24 protein-coding genes and 1 riboswitch are annotated in these 21,282 nt (G+C 73.9%); of the genes, 4 read left to right on the top strand and 20 right to left on the bottom strand.

Annotated elements, in window-relative coordinates; translation table 11 throughout:
- Positions 1-56: 56 nt before the first annotated feature.
- From pheT to infC, 6 genes are all read right to left on the bottom strand, one after another.
- Positions 57-2,411 (bottom strand): phenylalanine--tRNA ligase subunit beta, encoded by a 2,355-nt coding sequence (gene pheT / locus GH723_RS08880; RefSeq protein ID WP_153759310.1) that lies wholly within the window; start codon positions 2,409-2,411, stop codon positions 57-59.
- Between the two features lie 10 nt (positions 2,412-2,421).
- Positions 2,422-3,453 (bottom strand): phenylalanine--tRNA ligase subunit alpha, encoded by a 1,032-nt coding sequence (gene pheS / locus GH723_RS08875; RefSeq protein ID WP_153759309.1) that lies wholly within the window; start codon positions 3,451-3,453, stop codon positions 2,422-2,424.
- Positions 3,450-4,325, bottom strand: a complete 876-nt coding sequence (locus tag GH723_RS08870) for a TrmH family RNA methyltransferase (protein WP_195210616.1) — start codon at positions 4,323-4,325, stop codon at positions 3,450-3,452. Before GH723_RS08870 ends, pheS begins: the two co-directional genes overlap by 4 nt.
- A 14-nt stretch (positions 4,326-4,339) precedes the next feature.
- Complete coding sequence (rplT, locus tag GH723_RS08865; protein ID WP_153759307.1) at positions 4,340-4,717, bottom strand: 50S ribosomal protein L20; 378 nt, start codon at positions 4,715-4,717, stop codon at positions 4,340-4,342.
- 44 nt (positions 4,718-4,761) lie between these two features.
- Positions 4,762-4,959, bottom strand: a complete 198-nt coding sequence (gene rpmI / locus GH723_RS08860) for a 50S ribosomal protein L35 (RefSeq protein WP_153759306.1) — start codon at positions 4,957-4,959, stop codon at positions 4,762-4,764.
- A gap of 61 nt (positions 4,960-5,020) precedes the next feature.
- Positions 5,021-5,626: a translation initiation factor IF-3 gene (infC, locus tag GH723_RS08855; protein WP_324248601.1), complete on the bottom strand. Its 606-nt coding sequence runs from the start codon at positions 5,624-5,626 to the stop codon at positions 5,021-5,023.
- A 305-nt stretch (positions 5,627-5,931) separates the two neighbouring features.
- Here infC and GH723_RS08850 point away from each other — a divergent pair, with 305 nt between their 5' ends.
- The gene (locus tag GH723_RS08850) at positions 5,932-6,423 is read left to right on the top strand and encodes a DUF1844 domain-containing protein (RefSeq protein WP_153759305.1); all 492 of its coding nucleotides are present in this window, start codon (positions 5,932-5,934) and stop codon (positions 6,421-6,423) included.
- Here the strand turns inward: GH723_RS08850 and GH723_RS08845 are convergent.
- From GH723_RS08845 to def, 8 genes are all read right to left on the bottom strand, one after another.
- Positions 6,420-6,629, bottom strand: coding sequence for a cold-shock protein (locus tag GH723_RS08845; RefSeq protein WP_153759304.1), 210 nt, complete (start codon positions 6,627-6,629; stop codon positions 6,420-6,422). The genes GH723_RS08850 and GH723_RS08845 overlap by 4 nt on opposite strands.
- On the bottom strand, positions 6,626-7,066 hold the full coding sequence (gene ribH, locus GH723_RS08840) for a 6,7-dimethyl-8-ribityllumazine synthase (protein WP_229023219.1): 441 nt from the start codon (positions 7,064-7,066) through the stop codon (positions 6,626-6,628). The genes GH723_RS08845 and ribH overlap by 4 nt, the downstream gene beginning before the upstream one ends.
- Before the next feature lie 22 nt (positions 7,067-7,088).
- The gene (locus GH723_RS08835; RefSeq protein ID WP_324248599.1) at positions 7,089-8,402 is read right to left on the bottom strand and encodes a bifunctional 3,4-dihydroxy-2-butanone-4-phosphate synthase/GTP cyclohydrolase II; all 1,314 of its coding nucleotides are present in this window, start codon (positions 8,400-8,402) and stop codon (positions 7,089-7,091) included.
- Positions 8,399-9,463 carry a bifunctional diaminohydroxyphosphoribosylaminopyrimidine deaminase/5-amino-6-(5-phosphoribosylamino)uracil reductase RibD gene (gene ribD / locus GH723_RS08830; RefSeq protein WP_229023202.1) on the bottom strand — a complete coding sequence of 355 codons (1,065 nt, stop codon included), beginning with the start codon at positions 9,461-9,463 and terminating at the stop codon, positions 8,399-8,401. The genes GH723_RS08835 and ribD overlap by 4 nt, the downstream gene beginning before the upstream one ends.
- A gap of 64 nt (positions 9,464-9,527) precedes the next feature.
- Positions 9,528-9,653, bottom strand: a riboswitch (FMN riboswitch).
- A gap of 54 nt (positions 9,654-9,707) precedes the next feature.
- Complete coding sequence (locus GH723_RS08825) at positions 9,708-10,187, bottom strand: MogA/MoaB family molybdenum cofactor biosynthesis protein (protein ID WP_153759302.1); 480 nt, start codon at positions 10,185-10,187, stop codon at positions 9,708-9,710.
- 17 nt (positions 10,188-10,204) lie between these two features.
- Complete coding sequence (locus GH723_RS08820) at positions 10,205-11,335, bottom strand: transcription antitermination factor NusB (RefSeq protein ID WP_195210615.1); 1,131 nt, start codon at positions 11,333-11,335, stop codon at positions 10,205-10,207.
- Positions 11,332-12,222, bottom strand: coding sequence for a methionyl-tRNA formyltransferase (locus GH723_RS08815; RefSeq protein WP_195210614.1), 891 nt, complete (start codon positions 12,220-12,222; stop codon positions 11,332-11,334). Before GH723_RS08815 ends, GH723_RS08820 begins: the two co-directional genes overlap by 4 nt.
- 2 nt (positions 12,223-12,224) lie before the next feature.
- Positions 12,225-12,785 (bottom strand): peptide deformylase, encoded by a 561-nt coding sequence (def, locus tag GH723_RS08810; protein ID WP_153759299.1) that lies wholly within the window; start codon positions 12,783-12,785, stop codon positions 12,225-12,227.
- Positions 12,786-12,849: 64 nt separating this feature from the next.
- On the opposite strand from def, the gene GH723_RS08805 reads away from it, so the two are divergent.
- On the top strand, positions 12,850-14,079 hold the full coding sequence (locus tag GH723_RS08805) for a GNAT family N-acetyltransferase (RefSeq protein ID WP_195210613.1): 1,230 nt from the start codon (positions 12,850-12,852) through the stop codon (positions 14,077-14,079).
- A 25-nt stretch (positions 14,080-14,104) separates the two neighbouring features.
- On the opposite strand, the gene GH723_RS08800 is transcribed toward GH723_RS08805, so the two are convergent.
- From GH723_RS08800 to mihF, 6 genes are all read right to left on the bottom strand, one after another.
- Positions 14,105-15,805, bottom strand: a complete 1,701-nt coding sequence (locus GH723_RS08800; RefSeq protein ID WP_153759297.1) for a primosomal protein N' family DNA-binding protein — start codon at positions 15,803-15,805, stop codon at positions 14,105-14,107.
- A 65-nt stretch (positions 15,806-15,870) separates the two neighbouring features.
- Positions 15,871-17,064 (bottom strand): methionine adenosyltransferase, encoded by a 1,194-nt coding sequence (metK, locus tag GH723_RS08795; RefSeq protein ID WP_153759296.1) that lies wholly within the window; start codon positions 17,062-17,064, stop codon positions 15,871-15,873.
- 43 nt (positions 17,065-17,107) lie between these two features.
- Entirely contained in the window at positions 17,108-18,310 is a 1,203-nt protein-coding gene (gene coaBC / locus GH723_RS08790; protein WP_153759295.1) for a bifunctional phosphopantothenoylcysteine decarboxylase/phosphopantothenate--cysteine ligase CoaBC, read from the bottom strand.
- 6 nt (positions 18,311-18,316) lie between these two features.
- Positions 18,317-18,610: a DNA-directed RNA polymerase subunit omega gene (gene rpoZ / locus GH723_RS08785; protein ID WP_153759294.1), complete on the bottom strand. Its 294-nt coding sequence runs from the start codon at positions 18,608-18,610 to the stop codon at positions 18,317-18,319.
- A 36-nt stretch (positions 18,611-18,646) separates the two neighbouring features.
- Entirely contained in the window at positions 18,647-19,189 is a 543-nt protein-coding gene (locus GH723_RS08780; RefSeq protein ID WP_267471343.1) for a nucleoside/nucleotide kinase family protein, read from the bottom strand.
- A 27-nt stretch (positions 19,190-19,216) separates the two neighbouring features.
- Positions 19,217-19,543, bottom strand: a complete 327-nt coding sequence (mihF, locus tag GH723_RS08775) for an integration host factor, actinobacterial type (RefSeq protein WP_153759292.1) — start codon at positions 19,541-19,543, stop codon at positions 19,217-19,219.
- A gap of 109 nt (positions 19,544-19,652) precedes the next feature.
- On the opposite strand from mihF, the gene GH723_RS08770 reads away from it, so the two are divergent.
- Together GH723_RS08770 and GH723_RS08765 are read left to right on the top strand one after the other, a co-directional pair.
- Entirely contained in the window at positions 19,653-20,879 is a 1,227-nt protein-coding gene (locus GH723_RS08770) for an HNH endonuclease signature motif containing protein (protein WP_153759291.1), read from the top strand.
- A gap of 105 nt (positions 20,880-20,984) precedes the next feature.
- Positions 20,985-21,275 (top strand): EthD family reductase, encoded by a 291-nt coding sequence (locus GH723_RS08765; RefSeq protein ID WP_153759290.1) that lies wholly within the window; start codon positions 20,985-20,987, stop codon positions 21,273-21,275.
- Positions 21,276-21,282: the final 7 nt, after the last annotated feature.

Raw genomic sequence — 21,282 nt, 5'->3', positions numbered from 1 at the left:
TCCGGTGCGGGGTCTCACGCCTGTGGGGGTGGTCGGAGGGACGTGCCTCCCCGGGGCTACCCCCGCAGGCTGGCGGGCAGCTCCGACTCCACTGCCGCGATGCACCGGGCACGGACCTCGGCGAGGTCGGCATCGGTGAGCGTGCGGTCGGCGGCCTGGAACCGCAGCCGGTAGGCGAGCGAGCGCCGCCCGTCGGCGACCGAGGGGCCGCGGAAGACGTCGAAGAGGCGGAGGTCGACGAGCAGGTCCCCGGCGGCCTCGCGCAGCAGGGGCTCCAGAGCGGCGGCGGGGACGGCCTCGTCGACCTCGAACGCGAGGTCGAGGTCGCTCGACGGGACGAGCCGCACCGGTCGGTAGGCCTCCGGTCCGTGGCGCAGGGCCAGGAGCGTCGTCAGGTCGAGGTCGAGGTAGGCCACGGGCCCCGGCACCTCGAAGGCGCCGAGCACGTCGGGGTCGATCTCGCCGACCACGCCGACCTGCTGGCCGTCCACGTGGATCGTGGCCCCGCGCGTCGGGTGCAGCCCGGGCACGTCGGCGTTGACGAGCTCGTGGTCGACGTGGAACCGGGCCGCGAGGGCCCGCCAGGTGCGCACGGCCGCGGTGGCGTCGGCGCCCCCGGACGCCGCGGCGACCCTCTCCCGCTCGTCGGGCAGCGTCGCCGACGGGTCCGCCGGGCGGTTGAACACGTGACCGAGCTCGAACACCGCCACGTCGGGGTTGCGGTGCGACGCGTTGTAGGCCAGCACCTTGCACAGACCGGGCAGGAGCGACGTGCGCATCACCGACTCCTCGGCGACGAGGGGGTTGGCGACGAGGATCCCGTCGTCGTCGAGGCCGGCGCGGCTCAGGTCGCCCGGGGCCAGGAACGGCATGGGCATGACCTCGGTGAAGCCGAGGCCGACGAGGGCCTGACGGACCTCGCGCCGCTCGCGCTGGCGTGGGCTGAGCCCACCGCTGATCGGCGAGCGCGGGACCCGGCGCGGGATCCGGCTGTAGCCGTGGTGCCGGGCGACCTCCTCGATGACGTCGATCTCGGTCTCGCAGTCCGGACGCCACGACGGGATGGTGACGTCGTGGTCGTCGGTGCCGGCGATCGTCGGCGCGAAGCCGATCGGCTCCAGCAGGTCGCGGATCGCGACGGGGACGAGCTCGTCGCCGATGACCTCGTTCACCCGCTCGGTGCGCACGCGCACGGTCGGGCGCTCGGGCAGCTCGCCGCGTGCGTCGATGACCCCGTCGGCCAGCCCGGCGTCGGCGCCGAGCAGCTCGGCGAAGCGCCGCGCGGCCAGCTCGAGGACCTCGGGGTCGGTGCCCTTCTCGAAGCGGGCCGACGCCTCCGAGCGCAGGCCGAGCCGGCGGGACGTGCGGGCGACGGACAGCGGTTGGAACCAGGCCAGCTCGAGGAGCACGTCGGTGGTCGCCTCGGAGATCTCCGAGGAGGCGCCGCCCATCACGCCGGCGATGCCGACGGGGGCGTCATCGAGGTCGCAGATCAGCAGGTCGTCGGTGGTGAAGCGGCGCTCGACGTCGTCGAGCGTGACGAGGCGCTCGCCGTCGCGGGCCCGGCGGACGCGGAGGCCACCACCGCCGAGCCGGGCGAGGTCGTAGGCGTGGTTCGGCTGCCCGAGCTCGAGCATCACGTAGTTGGAGACATCGACGAGGCTGTTGATCGGCCGCATGCCGAGCGCGGTGAGCCGGCGCTGGAGCCACGCCGGCGACTCCCCCACGACGACGTCGTGCAGCACCCGGGCGACGAAGCGACCGCACAGGTCGGGATCGACGATCTCGACCCGGGCGCGGTCCTCGGCTCGGATGTCGGACGTGGTCACCTGCGGGTTGGGCAGTGCGAACGGAAGCTTCAGCCGTGCTGCGAGGTCGCGGGCCACGCCGGCGACGGACATGGCGTCGGGGCGGTTGGGGTTGATCTCGAGGTCGTAGAGGACGTCGCTCTCGATGCCGAGGGCCGCCGTGACGTCCTGGCCCGGTTCGGCGTCGGACGGGAGCACGAGGATGCCGGAGTGGTCGTCGCCGAGCCCGAGCTCGCGCCCCGAGCAGAGCATCCCGTTCGACCACTCGCCGCGCATCTTCCGGCGGCCGATCTCCATGCCCCCCGGCATGACCGTGCCGATCGTCGCCAGCGGCACCAGGTCGCCGACCGCCATGTTGAAGGCCCCGCAGGCGATCTGGAGGGCCTCGCCGTCGCCACGGTCGACGTCGACGAGTTGGATGCGGTCGGCGTCGGGGTGCGGCCGCAGGTCGAGGACGCGTGCCACGACGATGCCGTCGAGCCCCTCGCCGAGGCGGTCCATGGACTCGACCGCCATGCCGAGGTCGCTCAGCTGCTCGCCGAGCGCGACCGGATCACCCTCGAACGGCGCGAAGTCGCGCAGCCAGGACAGAAGGACCTTCACGGGCGGGCTCCTAGAACTGCCGCAGGAAGCGGATGTCGTTGCTGAACATGTCGCGCAGGTCGCTGATCCCGTAGCGCATCAGCGACAGGCGGTCGGTGCCGAACCCGAACGCGAAGCCGGTGTACTCCTCGGGGTCGACGCCGCCGTTGCGTAGGACGTTCGGGTGGACCATCCCGCAGCCGCCGAGCTCGATCCAGCCGGTCCGCTTGCACGTCTGGCAGCCCTCGCCCTCGCAGATCACGCACGTGATGTCGTACTCCGCCGACGGCTCGGTGAACGGGAAGTACGAGGGCCGCAGCCGCGAGTGGATCGCACCGCCGAAGTAGGCGGTGGTGAAGGCCTCGAGCGTGCCGGCCAGATCCCCCATCGAGATGCCACGGTCGACGACGAGCCCCTCGATCTGGTGGAAGACCGGCATGTGGCTCGCGTCGGGCGTGTCGGAGCGGTACACCCGGCCCGGGCACACGACGTAGATCGGCGGCTCGTTGGCCTCGAGGACCCGCATCTGCACCGGTGACGTGTGGGTGCGCAGCAGCGTCGACTCGGGCTCGCCGAACTCGACGTAGAGGGTGTCGTACATCGCCCGCGCCGGGTGACCGGGCGGGAAGTTCAGGGCGCCGAAGTTGTACCACTCGGTCTCGATCTCCGGGCCCTCGGCCACGGTGAAGCCCATGCCGACGAAGACGTCCTCGAGCTGGTCGTGGGCCTGGGTGACGAGGTGGAGGTGGCCGAGCACGTCGTCGGTGACGACCTCGGTGAGGTCGAGGCGCTCGGCCTCGAGGCGTGCCCGGCGCGCGTCGGCCTCGACCGCGCCGCGGCGTGCGGCGAGCGCCTCCTGCAGCTCGGCCCGGACCTCGTTCAGCCGGCGACCCGCGTCGCGACGCGCGTCGGGCTCCAGACCGCCGAGCCCCTGCTTCAGCTCGGTGAGGCGCGCCCGCTTGCCGAGCAGCTCGGTCTCGACGGCACGCACCGCCTCCAGGTCCTCGGCGGCGGCGATCCGGTCCCGCCCCTCGGCCAACACGCGTTCGAGGTCGTCGATCATGGTCCGCTCACCTTGTCGTCGGAGGGTCCGGGCGTCCAATCCGTTGAAGCCGGCCGATCGGACGGACCGGGGCCCGCGGCGCGCCGCTGGCGCAGCGCCTCGAACGCCAGCACGGCACCGGCCATGGCGACGTTGAGCGACTCGGCGCGCCCCTCCATGGGGATGGTGATCCGGTCGTCGCACGCCGCGACGACGTCGGCGGGCAGGCCGTGGGCCTCGCCCCCGAGCACCAGCGCCACGGTGCCCGCCAGATCGGCGTCCTCGCTCGGCCGGCCGGCCTCGACCACGGTGGCGAGCCGTCGGACCCCGGCGTCGCCGAGGAGGGCGAGGAGCGCGCCGACGTCGTCGCCGTCGGCGACCGGCACGTGGAGGACCGCGCCGGCCGAGGAGCGGACGGCCTTCGGCGACCACGGGTCGACCGTGCCCTTGGCCGCGAGGACGCCCGCCACGCCCGACGCCTCCGCGGCGCGCAGCAGGGTGCCGAGGTTGCCGGGGTCCCGCACGTCGACGAGCACGAGCAGCGGGCGGTGGGCGGCGACGGCCCGGTCGACGACGTCGGCGGCCGGCGTGCGGACGAGCGGGGCGACGGCGAGGATCGGGCGCGGCGTGACGGTGTCGGTGACGCCGGCGAGCACGCCGTCGGCGACCTCGTGGACCGGGATGCTCTGGGCGTGGGCGACCTGGACGAGGTCGGGGTCGAGCGCGGACGGCTCGGCGTAGATGCCGTCGAGGGGCACGAGGGCGGCGAGCGCCTCGGCGACGAGGACCGGGCCCTCGAGGAGGTACGCGCCCTCGGCCGAGCGCGCGCTGCGGCGCCCCGAGAGGCGCCGCAGGCGACGGATGCGTGGGTTGGACGCGGCGAGCGGGGCCACCGCAGGACCGACGCTCAGGAGGCGGCCGGAGCGGCCTCGTCGAGGGCGGCGCGAGCCGCCGTCACGAGCGCGGCGAAGGCCGCGCCATCGGTGACCGCGAGGTCGGCGAGGACCTTGCGGTCGACCTCGATGCCGGCCTCGCGCAGCCCGGCGATGAACCGGCTGTAGCTGATGTCGTTCTGGCGGCAGGCGGCGTTGATCCGCTGGATCCAGAGCTTGCGGAACTCGCCCTTGCGGGCCCGGCGGTCGCGGAACGAGTACTGCAGCGAGTGCATGACCTGCTCGTTCGCGGCACGGTACGAGCGGCTCTTGTTGCCGTAGTAGCCCTTGGCCCGCTCGAGGGTGGACCGACGGTGCTTCTTGCTGTGGACGGCGCGCTTGACCCTGGCCATTCCACGCTCCTTTCAGACGTTGGGGAAGAGGACGGAGAGGTGGTTCAGCGCAGGCCGAGCTGGCGCTGGACGTTCTGGCGGTCGCCGCCGGTGACCTCGGCCTCGCGGCCGAGCCGGCGGGTGCGCTTCGACGACTTCTTCTCCAGGATGTGGGCGCGGAAGGGCTTGCGCCGCATGATCTTGCCGGTGCCGGTCACCTTGAAGCGCTTGGCCGCGCCGCGGTGGGTCTTCATCTTCGGCATGGGTACCTCGTGGGGTCGGGGCCCGGCGCCCGGGCGGGGAGCCGGGGCACGGGACCGGGGTTCAGTTCGACGGGGGATCGCTCGGCGAGGACCCGTCCTGGTCCTCCTCGGCGGAGCGCTTGGCGGCGGCGGCCTGGGCCTTCTTGTCGGGAGCCAGCACCATGATCATGTTGCGGCCGTCGAGCTTCGGGAACACCTCGACCCGTCCGACGTCGGCGACCGTCTCGGCCACGTGGTCGAGGATCTTCTTGCCCAGCTCCGGGTGCTGCATCTCCCGGCCCCGGAACATGATCGTCACCTTCACCTTGTGACCCTCGCCGAGGAACTGCTCGACCTTGCGGGTCTTGGTGTCGAAGTCGCCGCCACCGATCTTCGGGCGGTACTTCATCTCCTTGATGACGATGTTGGTGCTCTTCTTCCGGGACTCCTTGGCCCGCTGGGCGGCTTCGTACTTGTACTTGCCGTAGTCCATGATCCGACAGACCGGTGGGTTGGCCTTGTCGGCGACCTCGACGAGGTCGAGCTCGAGGTCGCGGGCCATGGCCAGCGCCTCGGGCAGGGGCTTGATCCCGATCTGTTCGCCGTCCGGGGCCACGAGGCGGACCTCACGGGCGCGGATGCGGTCGTTGATGCGGGGCTCGTTGTTGGCCGGGGCAGCTATTGCCACTCACTCCTCATGCGATGCGCAGTTCCCTTCTGTACGGTGCGCGGGGTGGATCGTCCGCCGTGTCGCCGGGACGGGCCCGAAAACGACGACGGACGTCGGAAAGCCGACGTCCGCGAGCACCGACCGCCACGTGGGCGGGGGTGTCGAATCGATCGACCCGGCGCACTCGACGGGCACCGGGGTGCCGAGGCGGTGGCCGGGTGGGAGCCGAGGGCCCCGCTTTCCGGTCTCAGTTGTCCGCCTAGAGTACCAGGACCGGCGGCCGGCCACCACGGTCGCCGCGCCCCCACCACGAAGGACACCCCATGAGCCTCTGGACCCCCGGCGGGGAGCACCCCGTCGACCGCGACCGCGACGCCGGTTCCTCCCCGGGAACCTCCGGCCCCGCCGACGCCGGCGGGCCCGACATCCTCGCCGGTCTCTCCGAGGAGCAGCGCGCCGAGTTCGACCGCCTCTCCCCCGAGGACCAGGAGCAGGCGAAGCTCATGATCGCCCAGATGGCCGAGTCGCGCCGCCAGGTGCTCTCCACCCCGGCGGCGGTCGTCATCGGGAACCACGCCATGGGCCTCTACGAGCTCGCGGCCATCCACCTCGGCGCCGAGCAGCCCCAGCTCGAGGAGGCCAAGCTGGCCATCGACGCGCTGGCCGCCCTGCTCGACGCGGTCGACGGCCACCTCGGCGAGGACGGCGACACCATGCGCGACGCCCTGGCCCAGATCCAGCTGGCGTTCGTCCAGATCCGCGCCGGCCTCGAGGGCGAGCAGCAGGGGCCACCCACCGACCAGCCCGAGGGTTAGGTCGGGCGGGGCCGCAGGTCGGCGGCCTCCCACCGCCCGAGCCGCCCCGGCACCACGCGGAAGCTGACCGGTGCCCCGACCTCGATGGTGCGGGAGCCGTCGGCGATCGCGGTGCAGTGGAAGAACCAGCGGTCGTCGTCACCACCGACCTCGCCGTAGCCCTTGTCGTCGTCGAAGGCGACCACGGTCCCCGCGCGCCGGCTCACGCCGAGGGCCCCGGCAGCCGGCGCAGGACGTCGACCATCTCGATGGCCGTCACCGCCGCCTCCTCGCCCTTGTTGCCGGCCTTGGTCCCGGCGCGCTCGAGCGCCTGCTCGATCGACTCGACGGTGAGGACGCCGAACACCACGGGCACGTCGGTGTCCATCGACGCCCGCTGGAGCCCGGCGGCGACCTGGTTCGCGACCTGGTCGTAGTGGCCGGTGGCGCCACGGATCACGGCGCCGAGGGCGATGACCGCGTCGCACCCGCCCGACGCGGCCAGGCGGCGGGCGACCAGCGGGATCTCGTACCCCCCGGGGACCCAGACGACGGTGACGTCGTCGCCGTCGACGCCGTGGCGCCGCAGCCCGCCCTCGGCCCCGGCGAGCAGCCGCTCGGTGACGAGGTCGTTGAAGCGGCCGCACACGATGCCGATCCGCATGCCCGTGCCGTCGAGCAGCGCCTCAACCACCGTGGGGCTCCACGGTCGGCTCGTCGGCGTCGTCGGACTGTCCGTACTCATCGAGTCCCTCCAGGATGTGGCCGAGGCGGGCCTGCTTGGCCCGCAGGTAGTTGATGTTCTCGGCGTTGGCCGCCGGCTGGATCGGCACCCGTTCGACGATCTCCAGGCCGTAGCCCTGCAGACCGCCGTACTTGGCCGGGTTGTTGGTGAGCACACGCAGCCGCTGGATGCCGAGGTCGACGAGGATCTGGGCGCCGATGCCGTACTCGCGGCTGTCGACCGGCAGGCCGAGCGCGAGGTTGGCGTCGACGGTGTCGACGCCCGTGTCCTGCAGCCCGTAGGCCCGCAGCTTGTGCCCGAGGCCGATGCCCCGCCCCTCGTGGCCCCGCAGGTAGACGACGACGCCGGTGCCCTCGGCCGCGATCCGTTCGAGCGCGGCGTGCAGCTGCGGGCCGCAGTCGCAGCGGAGCGAGCCGAAGATGTCGCCGGTCAGGCACTCGCTGTGGACCCGGACGAGGACCGGTTCCTCCCCCGCGACCTCGCCGCGGACGAACGCCACGTGCTCTGTGCCGTCGAGGACGGACCGGTAGGCGAAGGCCTGGAAGTCGCCGAACCGGGTGGGGACCCGCCCCTCCCCCGTCCGCTCCACGAGCTTCTCGTGCGCCCGCCGGTACCGGATGAGGTCGGCGATCGAGATCATCAGGAGCCCGTGCTCCTCGGCGAAGCGGGCGAGCTCGGGGACGCGCGCCATCGTGCCGTCGTCGTTGACGATCTCGCACAGCGCCCCAGCCGGCTGCATCCCCGCCAACCGGGCCAGGTCGACCGCGGCCTCGGTGTGCCCGGCGCGCTTGAGCACCCCGCCGTCGCGCGCCCGCAGCGGGAAGATGTGGCCCGGCCGGTTGAAGTCGCTCCAGGCGACGTGCGGGTCGGCGAGCGCGAGGATCGTGGCGGTGCGGTCGGCGGCGGAGATGCCCGTCGTCGTGCCGTGGCGGTAGTCGACCGTGTGGGTGAACGCCGTCCGCTGGTACTCGGTGTTGTCGGCCACCATCAGCGGCAGACCGAGCTGGTCGCACCGCTCGCCGGTGAGACCGACGCAGATCACGCCCGAGGTGTGCCGGACGAAGAAGGCCAGCTTCTCGGGGGTGGCGGCCTCGGCCGCCATGATGAGGTCGCCCTCGTTCTCCCGGTCCTCGTCGTCCACGACGACGACGATCTCGCCACGGGCGATGGCGGCCACGGCGTCGGGGATGGGTGCGAAGGTCGGGCGCACCGCGCCGTCGTCGGCGTCGGTGGGGTGGTCGGACGGTCCGCTCACGAGAGGGCCTCCTGGATGTCGTGCACCGCGGGCGGGTGCGTGGGGTCGTCCGCCGCGGCGCGGGGGACGAGGTCGATGCGGATGTCGTCGCCGAGGCGGGCGACCGAGTCGACGCGGCCCCGCCAGACGTCGCCGATCGTGGGGGCGCCGGGCCCGGCCATGACCGGCCGGGCGTCGTCGCCCCCGAACAGCACGGGGGCGAGGTACAGCACGTAGCGGTCGACGAGCCCGGCGCGGTGGAACGCCCCGGCGACCTGGGCGCCGCCCTCGACCAAGAGCTGCAGGACGCCGCGTCGGCCGAGCTCGTCGAGCACCTCGTCGAGCGGGCCGGACAGCTCGAGGGCGGGGCGCACGCGCGCGCCGGGCGGCGCCGAACCGAGCACCACCCGCTGCGGTGCGTACGCCGTCCCCGGCAGCGGGGAGGGGACGTCGCGCACCGTCAGCTCGGGATCGTCGGCGCGCACGGTGCCGGCGCCGACGAGGATCGCGTCGGAGCGGGCGCGCAGGCGGTGGACGTCGGCGCGGGCCTCGGGGCCGGTGATCCAACGGCTGGACGCATCCGGCGCCGCGGTGCGCCCATCGAGGCTCGCAGCCATCTTCAGCACCACGTACGGCCGGCCGGTCCGGCGTTGCCGGAGGTAGGGGCCGAGCAGACGAGCGGCCTCGGCGCGGCGGACCCCCTCGACGACCTCGACGCCGGCACGGCGCAGGGTGGCGAGCCCGCGCCCGGCGACCGCGGGGTCCGGGTCCGTCAGGGCGACGACCACCCGCCGCACGCCCGCGGCGGCGACGGCATCGGCGCAGGGAGGGGTGCGTCCGTGGTGGGCGCACGGCTCGAGGGTCACGTACATCGTCGCGCCCGTTGCCGAGCCGCCGACCTGGGCGAGCGCGTCGGCCTCGGCGTGCGGACCACCCGGCGGGTGGGTGCGGCCGACCACGCGCCGGCCGTCGGGCAGGACGAGCACGCACCCGACCCAGGGGTTGGGCGCGGTGAGGCCCTGGACGGACGCCGCGGCCACCAGGGCCTCGTCCATCAGGGTCTCGTCGTTCACGCGGTCCACGCCCTCCTCGGTCCTCGCGGGGCGTGATCGAGGGTGCGCGCGACCAGGAGGGCGGTGGCCCTCCCGGCTCTCGCTCCCATCCGGACTCTCACCGTCGGTCCCGGAGTTCCACCGGGTCGGCCCCGACCGAGGTCGGGGTTCGCGGACTGTCACCGCCGGTCGGGACTTTCACCCTGCCCTGCGAGAGATGGTGTCGGTTGTCGGCCCGAACGGTAGCGGCGCGGCCGGCCGAGGGCACGTCCGCTCAGTGCTCGCGCGACCCGGCGAGCAGGCGCACGGCGTGCGGGAGGACGTCGAGGACGGCCTCGAGCGTCTCGACGGCCCCCGACGTCGACCCCGGGCCGTTGACGACGAGCGCCTCCCCGATCGTCCCCGCCACCCCGCGCGACAGCCGGCCGAGCGGGTTGACCAGGCGCATCGCCTCCGCGAGGCCCGGGGCCTCGCGGTCGAGCGCCTCCTTGGTCCCCTCGGGGGTGAGGTCCCGCGGACCGAAGCCGGTGCCGCCCGTCGTGACGATGAGGCCGTTGAACCCCGCCGCCATGTCGAGGAGGGCGTCGCGCACCGTGGCGACCCCATCGGGCACGACGCGTCGCTCGACGACTTCCCAGCCGTCCTCGGCCAGGCGCTCGTCGACCGCCTCGCCCGACCGGTCGTGGCGCGTCCCGGCGATCACCCCGTCGGAGACGGTGAGCACCTTGGCGCGCAGGTCGTCGGTGGTGGTCATCGGGGAAGCTCCTCGTGTCAGGCGGGCCGGCGGAGACGCAGGATCATCATGCCGTCCGCCCCCGCCGCCTGGGGCAGCAGCAGCCCGCCCCTCCCCCACGGCCGCCACGGCTCGGGCGGTGCGGGCAGGGGCTCGAGCTGCGGCCACGCCGCGGCCAGGTGCGCGTCGACGCCGAGCGTCTCGGCCGCGGTGAGCGTGCACACGCTGTACACGAGCAGCCCGCCGGGCCGCACCAGCGGCACGGCGGCGTCGACGATCCTCCGCTGGAGCTCGGCGAGCCGCTCGACGTCCTCCGGCCCGCCGCGCCAGCGCGCGTCGGCGCGGCGACGCAGCACGCCGAGACCGGTGCACGGCGCGTCGACGAGCACCCGATCGAACGTCTGGTCCGGGAACGGCGGCGCCGCCGCGTCGGCCACGAGGGCGTGGACGCCGGCCGCGCCGGTCCGCTCGGCGTTGGCGGCGACGAGCGCCACGCGGGAGGGCCGGAGGTCCCCGGCCACGACCGTCGCACCCGAGCGGGCCAGGCCCGTGGACTTGCCACCGGGGGCGGCGCAGAGGTCGGCGACGCGCTCGCCCGGCTGCGCGTCGCACAGCTCGACGACCCACTGCGAGGCGAGGTCCTGCACGTAGCCGTCCTCCCTCCGGTGGGTCACGGCCGGCTCGTTCATCGCCTCGAGCGACGCGAGGGCGTCCTCCTCGCCGAGGTCGCCGCGGAGGCGGTCGAGGATCCAGTCCGGGTAGCTCAGCCGGGTGGCGTCGTCGGGCCAGGTCACGTCGACCGCCGCGACCTTGCGGAGCACGGCGTTGACGAAGCCGCGCACCCGACCCCCGACGGCGCCGACGGTGGCGGACACCGCGGCGTGATCGGGGACGTCGGTGAGGTGCAGCTGGTAGGTGCCGACGCGCAGGGCGGCGCGCACCTCGGGGTCGAGCTCGCGGTGGACGAACGGCGCGTAGAGCCAGTCCAACGACCGGCGCCGCCGGGTGCTGCCGTAGACCAGCTCGGTGACGAGGTGGCGGTCCCGCTCGTCGAGCTCCGCCCCGTCGAGCACCGACGGGAGGACGAGGTTGGCGTAGGCGTCGTCCCGATCGATGCGCACCAGGGCGTCGATCGCGGCCCGGCGCACCGCCACGCCCGGTGCGCTCACCCGCCGAGTCGGTCGTCGGGGGTGGGCCGCGCCCCGTTGACCCAGGCGGACGCCGCCTGGCGGGCCTTCCCCTCGGGCTGCACCTCGACCAGCTCGAGCACGCCGTCGCCCGCACCGACGTGGCGTCCGTCGATGTGGCCGGGGGCCAGCGCCGGCCCGTCGGGGACCCGCGCCGTCCGGTGCACCTTCAGGCGCCGCCCGCGGAACGTCGTCCACGCCCCACCGAGCCGCACGACGGCGTGGACGTCGCGGACCGGCCGCGTCCAGTCGATCTCCAGCTCCTCGGGGCGGATCTTCTCTGCGTAGGTCGGCTCGCCCTCCTGGGGCACCGGTGGACCGAGGCCCTCGCCGAGCGCGGCGACGAGCACGTCGGCACCGATGTCGACGAGCCGGCCGCGCAGCTCGTCGAGCGTCTCGTCGGGATCGATGTCGACGACCTCGCGTCGGTAGACGCCGCCGGTGTCGAGCCCCTCCTCGACGGCCATCAGGCACACGCCCGTGCGCTCGTCGCCGGCGAGGATCGCCCGCTCGACCGGCGCGGCGCCCCGCCACTCCGGGAGCAGTGAGAAGTGCAGGTTCACCATGGGGAGGCGCTCGAGCACGTGCGGCTTGATGATCCGACCGAAGGCGACGACGACGCCGAGCTCGGCGTCGACCTCGAGCGCGGCGTCGACGTCGGTGGTGACGGGGATGCCCAGCTCGGTCGCCAGGGCCTTCACCGGGCTCGGCGACAGCCCGCTGCCCCGGCCGCGCCGCTTGTCGGCGCGCGAGACGACGAGGGGGATCTCGAAGCCGGCGTCGTGGAGCGCCCGCAGCGGCGGCACGGCCACGTCGGGGGTGCCGAGGTAGACGAGCCGTCGTGGCCGCTCGGGCGGAGGGGCGACCACCGTCAGCGCCGCAGCCCGCCGAGCCGCGAGGCCAGGCCACGCCCGAGCCCGGCCTGGGCCGCCGCCTCCTCGGCGGCGAGCTGGCGCTCGCGGAGCGTGCGCATCGCCTCCTTGCGGGTGTCCTCGTCGAGGCGCTCGATCAGCAGGACGCCGTCGAGGTGGTCGAGCTCGTGCTGGAACACGCGGCCGAGGTACTCGTCGGCCTCGAAGGACACCTCGTTGCCGTCGAGGTCGTACCCCGTGAGGTGGACGGCGTTGGGACGGACGATCTCCCACGACAGCCCGGGGACGGACAGGCAGCCCTCCTCGAACGCCCACTCGCCGTCGCTCTCCGAGATGACGGGGTTGACGATCGCCTGAGGACCCTCACCGATGTCGTACACGAACAGCCGCTTCTCGACCCCCACCTGCGGTGCCGCGAGGCCGACGCCCGGCGCCTCGTACATCGTGTCGATCATGTCGTCGACCAGGCGGGCGATCCGGCCGTCGACGTCGGTGATCTCCTCGGCCCGCCGACGCAGGACGGGGTCGCCGATGACGCGGATCTCGTAGGGGGCGCTCATGCCGAGCAGGCTACCGGCGCCCAAACCGGTGTCGGGCCGGCTCCCGGTCTGGTCGAATGGCCCGGTGATCGACGTCCGCACCATCACCGACGAGGAGATCCCCGCCTACGTCGCCGCCATGCGCACCGGCTTCGCCGGCCACGCCGACGAGGAGGCGATCGAGGTCGCCCGCCCGTCGATCGACCCCGACCGGACCCTGGCGGCGTTCGACGGCCGCCAGGTCGTTGGGACCGCCCGTGCGTTCGCGTCGGACATGACGATCCCCGGCGACCGGACGATCCCCGTGGCGGGGGTGACGAACGTGACGGTGCTGCCGACGCACCGGCGTCGCGGGCTGCTCACCGAGATGATGCGCCAGCAGCTCGACGACGTCGTCGCCCGTGGCGAGCCGCTGGCCGTCCTGATCGCCGCCGAGGCCCCGATCTACGGGCGCTTCGGGTACGGCGCCGCGGTCTGGCGAGCCACGCTGCGGGTGGACAGCCGGGCCGCAGCCTTCGCGCACCCGGTCCCGGCCCGAACCCTCGAGATGGTCGACCTCCCCACCATGCGCACGGTCGCGCCCTCGGTGTTCGAGGCCTCGCGTGCCGGCCGCCCGGGCGCCCTCGCCCGCTCGGAGGGGATGTGGGATCGCCGCTGCGGCGTCCGCGCCGCCGCCGAGGAGCTGGCGGAGCTCCGCAAGCGCTTCCATGTCCTGGCCCGAGACGACGCCGGCACGATCGACGGGTACATGAGCTACGACCACCGCGGCGAGTGGGACGGCATGCGCCCGAACGGCACCCTCGTCGTGCGCGAGCTGTGCGCGGCATCGCCCGACGCCGCAGCGGCGCTGTGGCACCACGCGCTGACGATGGACTGGTGCGTCCGCGTGGAGGCGGACGACCGCCCCGTCGACGACGGGCTGCCGTGGCTCCTCCGCGACCAGCGTCAGGTCGTGACCACCGACGTGACCGACTTCGTCTGGGTGCGGGTGCTCGACGTCCCGGCCGCGCTGTCCGCCCGCGGGTACGGGTCGACGGACCGCCTCGTCATCGAGGTCGACGACCGCTTCCGTCCCGACCTCGGCGGACGCGTGGTGCTCGACGCCTCACCTGTCGGCGCCACCTGCGAGCCGACGACCGAGGCACCCGACCTCACCCTCGACGCCGCGCACCTCGGCGCGATCTACCTCGGTGGGACACCCCTCAGCCGCATCGCGGCGGCGGGGCGGGTGCGCGAGCACACGCCGGGCGCCGTGGCCCGGGCCGACCGCCTCTTCCTCCACAGCCCGGCCCCGTGGTGCTCGACCTGGTTCTGACGCCGGCGGCGCGCCTCTGTGAGGCTCACACGCGGAGCGGGTCGACCGCCACGCGCACCCGTCCCTGAGGGCGTGGCACGGCGGCGAGCGCGTCGCAGAGCGTGCGGTGGTCACCGGCGCGGAGGAGCCAGCGCCCGTCGGAGGGGCCGAGCACCTCGACCCCCGGCGGCGTGCCCAGACGCTGGACGAGCTCCGGCGCCGCCGCGCCCGACACCTCGGCCATGGCGGTGAACGGCGGTTGGCGCAGCTCCTGGCGGCGAGCGCGCTCGGACCGCTCGTGCAGCGTCGGGTCGGCGCGCAGCACCGCCTGCACCACCGGGTGGTCGGGCAGTCGGGTCTGGACGACGACGCGACCGCCCTCCCCACGCCGCCCCACGACGCGCGCCGCACGGGTCAGCAGGGACAGCGCCTGCTCCGCCGCGCGGTAGCGGGGGGCGAGCAGCTCCTGGTCGAGGTCGAGGAACACGACGCGATCGGCGACGGGGATCTGGTGGAGGACCGCCTCGGTCCCCACGTACACCCGCGCCTCGGCGATCGGGCCCTCGGCGGCGCCGGTGACCTCGACGACGGGCTCGCCCACCAGGGCCTCGAGCTCCTCGCGGGCCCGCGTCACCCCGACACGGAGGTTCTTCTGGGCCAGGCCACCGCAGGCCTGGCAGACCTGGGGCCGCTCGGTCCCGCAGGCCCGGCACCGCAGCACGCCCGCCTCCACCTGCTCCATCGACGCCCCGCACGCCTCGCACCGCGCCAGCTCCCCGCACCGGACGCACGCGAGCAGCCGCGCCCGGCCCTTGCGGTTGAGGACGCAGACGACGCGCCCCTCGCCACGGAGGACCGGCACGAGCCGCTCGGACCACAGCCCGCCCTTCACCGGGTCGTCCCCGCGGCGGTCGATCACGTCGAGCAGCGGCCACCCGGCACGCTCGACCCGCCGCGAGGGTGCCACGAGCGTGCCGACGTCGAGCGCCTCCAACGACGGGATCGGCGACACGAGCACGCACGGCACACCAGCGCGCCGCGCGCGCTCGATCGCGACCTCCCGCGCGTGCCACGTGGGCGTGCGCTCCTCCTGCCACACCTCGTCGTGCTCGTCGAAGACCACGACTGCGGCGAGCTCGGCGGCCCGCGCCCACGCGGCGGCGCGGGCGCCGACGATCGTCTGCCCGGCCGCGCCGCCGGCCCAGTCGCGCGGGTGCACGGCGACCTCCACGCCCGACCGGCGCAGGCGCACGGCCAGGGACCTGGCCTGCCCGACCGACGGCACGAGCAGCAGCGCCTGGCCCCGCGCCACCGCGGCGAGGGCGACCGGGAACCGGTCGGCGGTCGGGGGCAGGCGCAGGACGGAGACCGGGTGCGAGAAGGCCTGCTCGACCTGCTCGTCGCGCACGGCCGGGACCGGCGTGGCGCGCGTGGGGGCCGCAGGCAGCGACGGGACGACGTGGGGCGGTGTCGCCGTGCGCAGCAGCGACGCCCGCCGACCGGCCCAGCGCCACGCCGCCCACCCCGCCAGGTCGATGAGGTCACCCGAGGGGCCGACACCGCTCCGCTTGGCGACGGGGCTCAGCGCGAGGCCCGGGGCAGGAGCGACGTCGTCCTCGACGACCCACCCGCCCACCCGACGCCCGTGCAGCCCGACGCGCACCACGTCACCGAGCGCCAGGTCCTCCATCCCGGATGGGACGAGGTAGTCGAACTCCCTGTCGATCGCGGGCTCGTCGGGCAGCACCCGCACCACCCGATGGGCGGGCTCAGGTGCTCCCGACGCGCCCGGCGACGGCACCTCCGCGCGGCTCAGAGGCCGAGAGCGGACTTCAGGGCGTGGACCCGATCGGTGCGCTCCCAGGTGAACGACTCCTCCTGGCGACCGAAGTGGCCGTACGCCGCGGTGGGCCGGTAGATCGGCCGGCGCAGCTCGAGGTCGCGCACGATCGCGGCCGGCCGCAGGTCGAACACCTCGGACACGGCCTCGGCGATCTTCGCCTCGTCGACGACGGCGGTGCCGAAGGTCTCGACGAGCAGGGAGATGGGCTGCGCGACGCCGATGGCGTAGGCCACCTGGACCTCGCAGCGGCGCGCCGCGCCGGAGGCCACGACGTTCTTGGCGACCCACCGGGCGGCGTAGGCCCCGGACCGATCGACCTTCGACGGGTCCTTGCCCGAGAAGGCGCCGCCGCCGTGGCGGCCCATGCCGCCGTAGGTGTCGACGATGATCTTGCGACCGGTGAGGCCGGCGTCGCCCACGGGGCCGCCGACGACGAAGCGACCGGTCGGGTTGATCCAGACGTCGTAGTCGTCGTCCGCGAACTGCTCGGGGACCACCGGGCGGATGACCTGCTCGACCAGGTCGGGCCGGATCATCGAGTCGCGGTCGATGCCCTCGTCGTGCTGGGTGGAGATCAAGACGGTGCGCAGCCGGACCGGCTTGCCGTCCTCGTAGTCGAACGTGACCTGGGTCTTGCCGTCGGGACGGAGGTACGGGATCGTGCCCGCCCGGCGGACCTCGGCCAGGCGCTCGGCCATGCGATGGGCGACGTGGATCGGCAGCGGCATGAGCACGTCGGTCTCGTCGCAGGCGTAGCCGAACATCATCCCCTGGTCGCCGGCGCCCTGCTGGTTGAGCTGCTCCTCGCCGGACGTCCCCGAGCGGACCTCCTCGGAGGCGTCGACGCCCTGGGCGATGTCGGGCGACTGCTCGTCGATGGTGACCATGACGCCGCAGGTGTTGCCGTCGAAGCCGTAGGACTCGCGGTTGTACCCGATCTCGTTGATCGTGCGGCGCACGACGCTCGGGATGTCGACGTAGGCCTCGGTCGTGATCTCGCCGGCGACGATCGCCACACCGGTGGTGACCAGCGTCTCGCACGCCACCCGGCTCGCCGGGTCCTGGGCCAGGAGGGCGTCGAGGATCGAGTCCGAGATCTGGTCGGCCATCTTGTCGGGATGGCCCTCGGTCACCGATTCCGAGGTGAAGGTGTAGGCGGTCATCGTGCTCCTGTGCAGGTCTCGGGTCGCGTGAGGGCGGTCCCGGTCATGGCGCGGTGGTCCGGCCCTGGCGCTCGACGACGGCGTCGAGCACGGCGCGGGCCACCGTGCGCTTGTCGGTCAGCGGGACAGTCTGCCCCACCCCGTCCGGGGTGAGGATCACCACCGCGTTGGTGTCGTGCTCGAACCCCGCCCCCTCCGACGCCACGTCGTTGGCGACGATGAGGTCGAGGTTCTTGCGGGCGAGCTTGTCGCGGGCGTTGTCGACCACGTCGTCGGTCTCGGCGGCGAAGCCGACCAGGACCTGGCCGTGGGGCTTGGTGGCGCCGAGGTCGACGAGGAAGTCGTGGGTGGGGGCGAGCTCGATGGCGTCGAGCCCCTCGCCCTTCTTGATCTTGCGGTCCGCGACGGTGGCAGGACGGAAGTCGGCGACCGCCGCGGCCATGATGATCACGTCCTGGTCGGCGGCCCGGGGGACCACCGCCTCCTGCATGTCGGCGGCCGACGCCACGGCGACGACCTCGGCGACGCCCGGCGGGACCGGCCGGTCGACGGTGGTGACGAGGGTGACGTGGGCGCCGCGGTGCGCGGCCTCGGCGGCGAGGGCGTAGCCCTGCTTCCCCGACGATCGGTTGGTGACGACCCGCACGGCGTCGATGGCCTCGCGGGTGCCGCCCGCGGTGACGAGCACCTTCTGGCCCACCATGTCGTTCGGACCGAGGACCCGCTCGACCGCCGCCACGACCGTGGCCGGGTCGGCGAGGCGACCCTTGCCGACGTCGCCACCGGCCAGGCGGCCCTCCTCCGGCGGGACGACGTGGACCCCACGGGAGATCAGGACCTGGAGGTTCTCCTGCACCGCCGGGTGCTCCCACATCTCGGTGTGCATCGCCGGGCACACCACGACGGGCGCCCGGGTGGCGAGGAGCGTCGCGGTGAGCAGGTCGTGGGACCGTCCCGTCCGCAGGTCGGAGATCACCTTCGCCGTCGCCGGGGCGACGAGCACCAGATCGGCCGACTGCCCGAGGCGGGTGTGGGGGATCGGCGACGCCTCGTCCCAGAGCGAGGTCTGGACGGGCTCGGACGCCAGCGCGGAGAACGTGGCGGCGCCGACGAAGCGCTGGGCGCCCTCGGTGAGCACGGGGCTCACGTGGGCACCCGCATCGACCAGGCGCCGACAGATCTCGACCGCCTTGTACGCGGCGATGCCGCCGCTGACGCCGAGGACGATGCGTCGCCCTTCGAGCACCCGGTGCTACTCGGCGGGCTCGGCGTCGCCGTCCTCGGCAGAACCGGCGTCGGGGTCGATCGGGCGGGCCTCGATCTTGTCCGCGGCGATCTCCTCGAAGGCGATCGACAGCGGCTTGCGGGCCACCGAGGTCACCTGGGGCGGGATCATCGCCCCGAGCCCCTCACCGAGCTGACCGAAGTAGGCGTTGATCTGCCGCGCCCGCATGGCACCCAGGGTGACCAGGCGGAACTTGGAGCCCGCACGATCGAGGAGCTCCTCCACGCGCGGGTTCATCATCGAGTCGTGCAGCTGGGACATCGGGTCTCCAAACGAGGATCGGGCCGATCGAGAAGGCTAGCAGCCCCCCTCGACCCTCCGGCGGCGCTCGGCCTCGACGAGCGACAGGAGCTGGGCGATCGTGGCCTCCAGCTCGTCGTTGACCACGAAGCGGGCCCCGAGCTCGCGACCCTGCGACGTCTCGGCCGCCGCGGCGGCGACCCGCCGAGCCACCTGCTCCTCGGTGTCGCCCCGGGCGCGGAGCCGAGCCGTCTGCTCCTCGACCGACGGGGCCTCCATGAACAGGAGCAGGGCGTCGGGATGCCGCTCGGCGACCTGCGCCGCGCCCTGCACGTCGATCTCGAGCACGACGTCGTGGCCGTCCGGCGCGTCGGGCACCGGCGTGCCGTAGAGGTTGCCGATGAACTCCGCCCACTCGAGGAACCCGTCGGCCTCGGCGTGCCGCTCGAACTCCTCGCGCGACACGAAGTGGTAGGCGTCCTCGGCCTCGCCGGGACGGCGCTCACGCGTGGTCCAGGAGCGGCTCAGCCAGAGTCGGGGGTCCCGGGCGACGAGCTCGCGCACCACGGTGCCCTTGCCGACCCCGCCGGGGCCGGAGATGACGATGATGATCGGACTGCTCCCCGGCTAGTTGTACGGGGAGGGGAAGGCCTCGAGGAGGGCCTTGCGCTGCTGCTCGCCCAGGCCACGGATGCGCCGGGAGTCGGCGATGCCGATGGCCTCCATGGTGCGGCGGGCCTTCACCTTGCCGACGCCCGGGAGCGACTCGAGCACCGAGAGGACCTTCATCTTGGCGACGACCTCGTCGCCCTCCGCTGCGGTGAGCAGCTCGCCGAGGCTGACGGAGCCCATCTTCAGCCGTTCCTTCATCTCGGCGCGGGCCCGGCGCACCTCGGCCGCCTTGGCCAGCGCCGCCTGGCGTTGCTCGTCGGAGAGCTGGGGAGGCTGGGTCATGGCACGACGTTACCCCCGTCCCGCCTCCGTGGTGCGACCGACGCTGCGTCCAGCCCACCGCACGACGGATGGGCGTTGCATCGAACGTATGTTCGACTACACTGCGGAAATGGCGGAAGTGAGCATCGGCGAGGCGGTCCGGCGGGTCGGACAGGCGGTGGCAGACCTCGTCGCGGCCGACCTCGACACCGCGTCCGAGCCGGAGCTGGCCGACCTCGCCATCGACCTGCTGGGCATCGAGTCGCAGGTGGGCGCGGTCATCGCGCAGGTGACCGCCCGCGTCGACGCCAGCAAGATCTGGGCGAACGACGGGTCCCGCTCGTCGGCGGCATGGCTGTCGCGCGCCGCGGGGCGCGACCGCAACGAGTGCGCGGCGCTGGTGCGCCGCGGCCGCGCGCTGCGCGACATGCCGCTGGTCGACGAGGCGCACCGCGCCGGGCGGCTGTCGTCACGACACGTGCAGCTGCTCGCCCGCGCGGCGGGCTGGGCGCCGGGGTGCTTCGCCGACGACGAGGCCTGGCTGGTCGCCCGTGCGCTCGAGCTGCCCTACGACGACCTCGTCACGGTCGTCGCCTACTGGCGTCAGTGCACCCGACCCGACGACGTCGAGGACGAGGCGACCCGCCGTTGGCGACAGCGATCGGCCCACCTCTCCCCCGGCCTCGACGGCGTCGGCCACCTCGACGTCACCTTCGACCCGGTCGGGTACACCGAGTTCGCCGAGGCGCTGCGCCGCATCGAGCACGAGCTCTGGGAGGCCGACTGGGCGGACGCCCGAGACCGCCTCGGCAACGCAGCGAGCAGCGCTGACCTGGCACGGTCCACCGCGCCGCGCCGCTACGACGCGCTGATCGAGATGGCCCGCCGCGCCTCCGCCGCCCCGCCCGGAGCCCGTGCGCCCCGGCCCCTCGTCACCGTCCACGTCGACCACGAGACGCTGACCGGCCGCATCTGCGAGCTCTCCACCGGACGGGTCGTGACGCCCGGCGAGGTGCTGCCCCTCCTCGCCGCGGCCGACGTCGAGCGTGCCGTCTTCGGCCCGGAGGGTCGGGTGATCGACCTCGGCCGGAGGTCCCGGCTCTTCGTCGGGGGGTCGCGTCGGGCGGTGGAGATCCAGGAGCCGAGGTGCACCCACGGCACCTGCAGCGTCCCGAGCGAGCTGTGCGACATCCACCACGTCGACGAGTGGACCCACGGGGGCACCACCGATCCGACCAACGGCGAGCCCCGCTGCCCGGCGCACCACCCGGGCAGGCGCCGGAAGAACCCGCCCCGGCGCCGCCGACGATCACGTGGCCCCAGGGCCGCTCCGAGCGACGAGGAGGACGGGTCGTGATCCGGCGTGGCGCGCCCTCGGATGCCACCGACACGCGAGCGCGCGGCGCGTCTGTGAGGGAGACTGCGCCGACCGCATCCCGTGCCGACAGGAGACACAGATCCCATGATCCGCCTCAGCGTGCTGTACCCGAAGACCGAGGGCGCCAGCTTCGACCACGACTACTACCGCGACTCGCACGTGCCGCTGTGCCTGCGCACGTGGGGCCTCGACGCCGAGCGGGCCGAGGTCGACAAGGGTCTCGACGGCCCCTACGAGGCGGCGGTGCACTTCCGGTTCGAGTCGATGGAGGAGATGCAGTCCGCCATGGCCTCCGGCGACATGGGCCCGATCATGGCCGATGTCGCGAACTACACGACGATCACGCCGGTGATGCAGACGAGCGAGGTCGGCTGACCTCCGG

It is taken from the genome of Actinomarinicola tropica (assembly GCF_009650215.1).
In the GTDB taxonomy this organism is placed as follows: Bacteria; Actinomycetota; Acidimicrobiia; order Acidimicrobiales; family SKKL01; genus Actinomarinicola; species Actinomarinicola tropica.
This window is presented reverse-complemented; position numbering and strand designations above follow the sequence as displayed.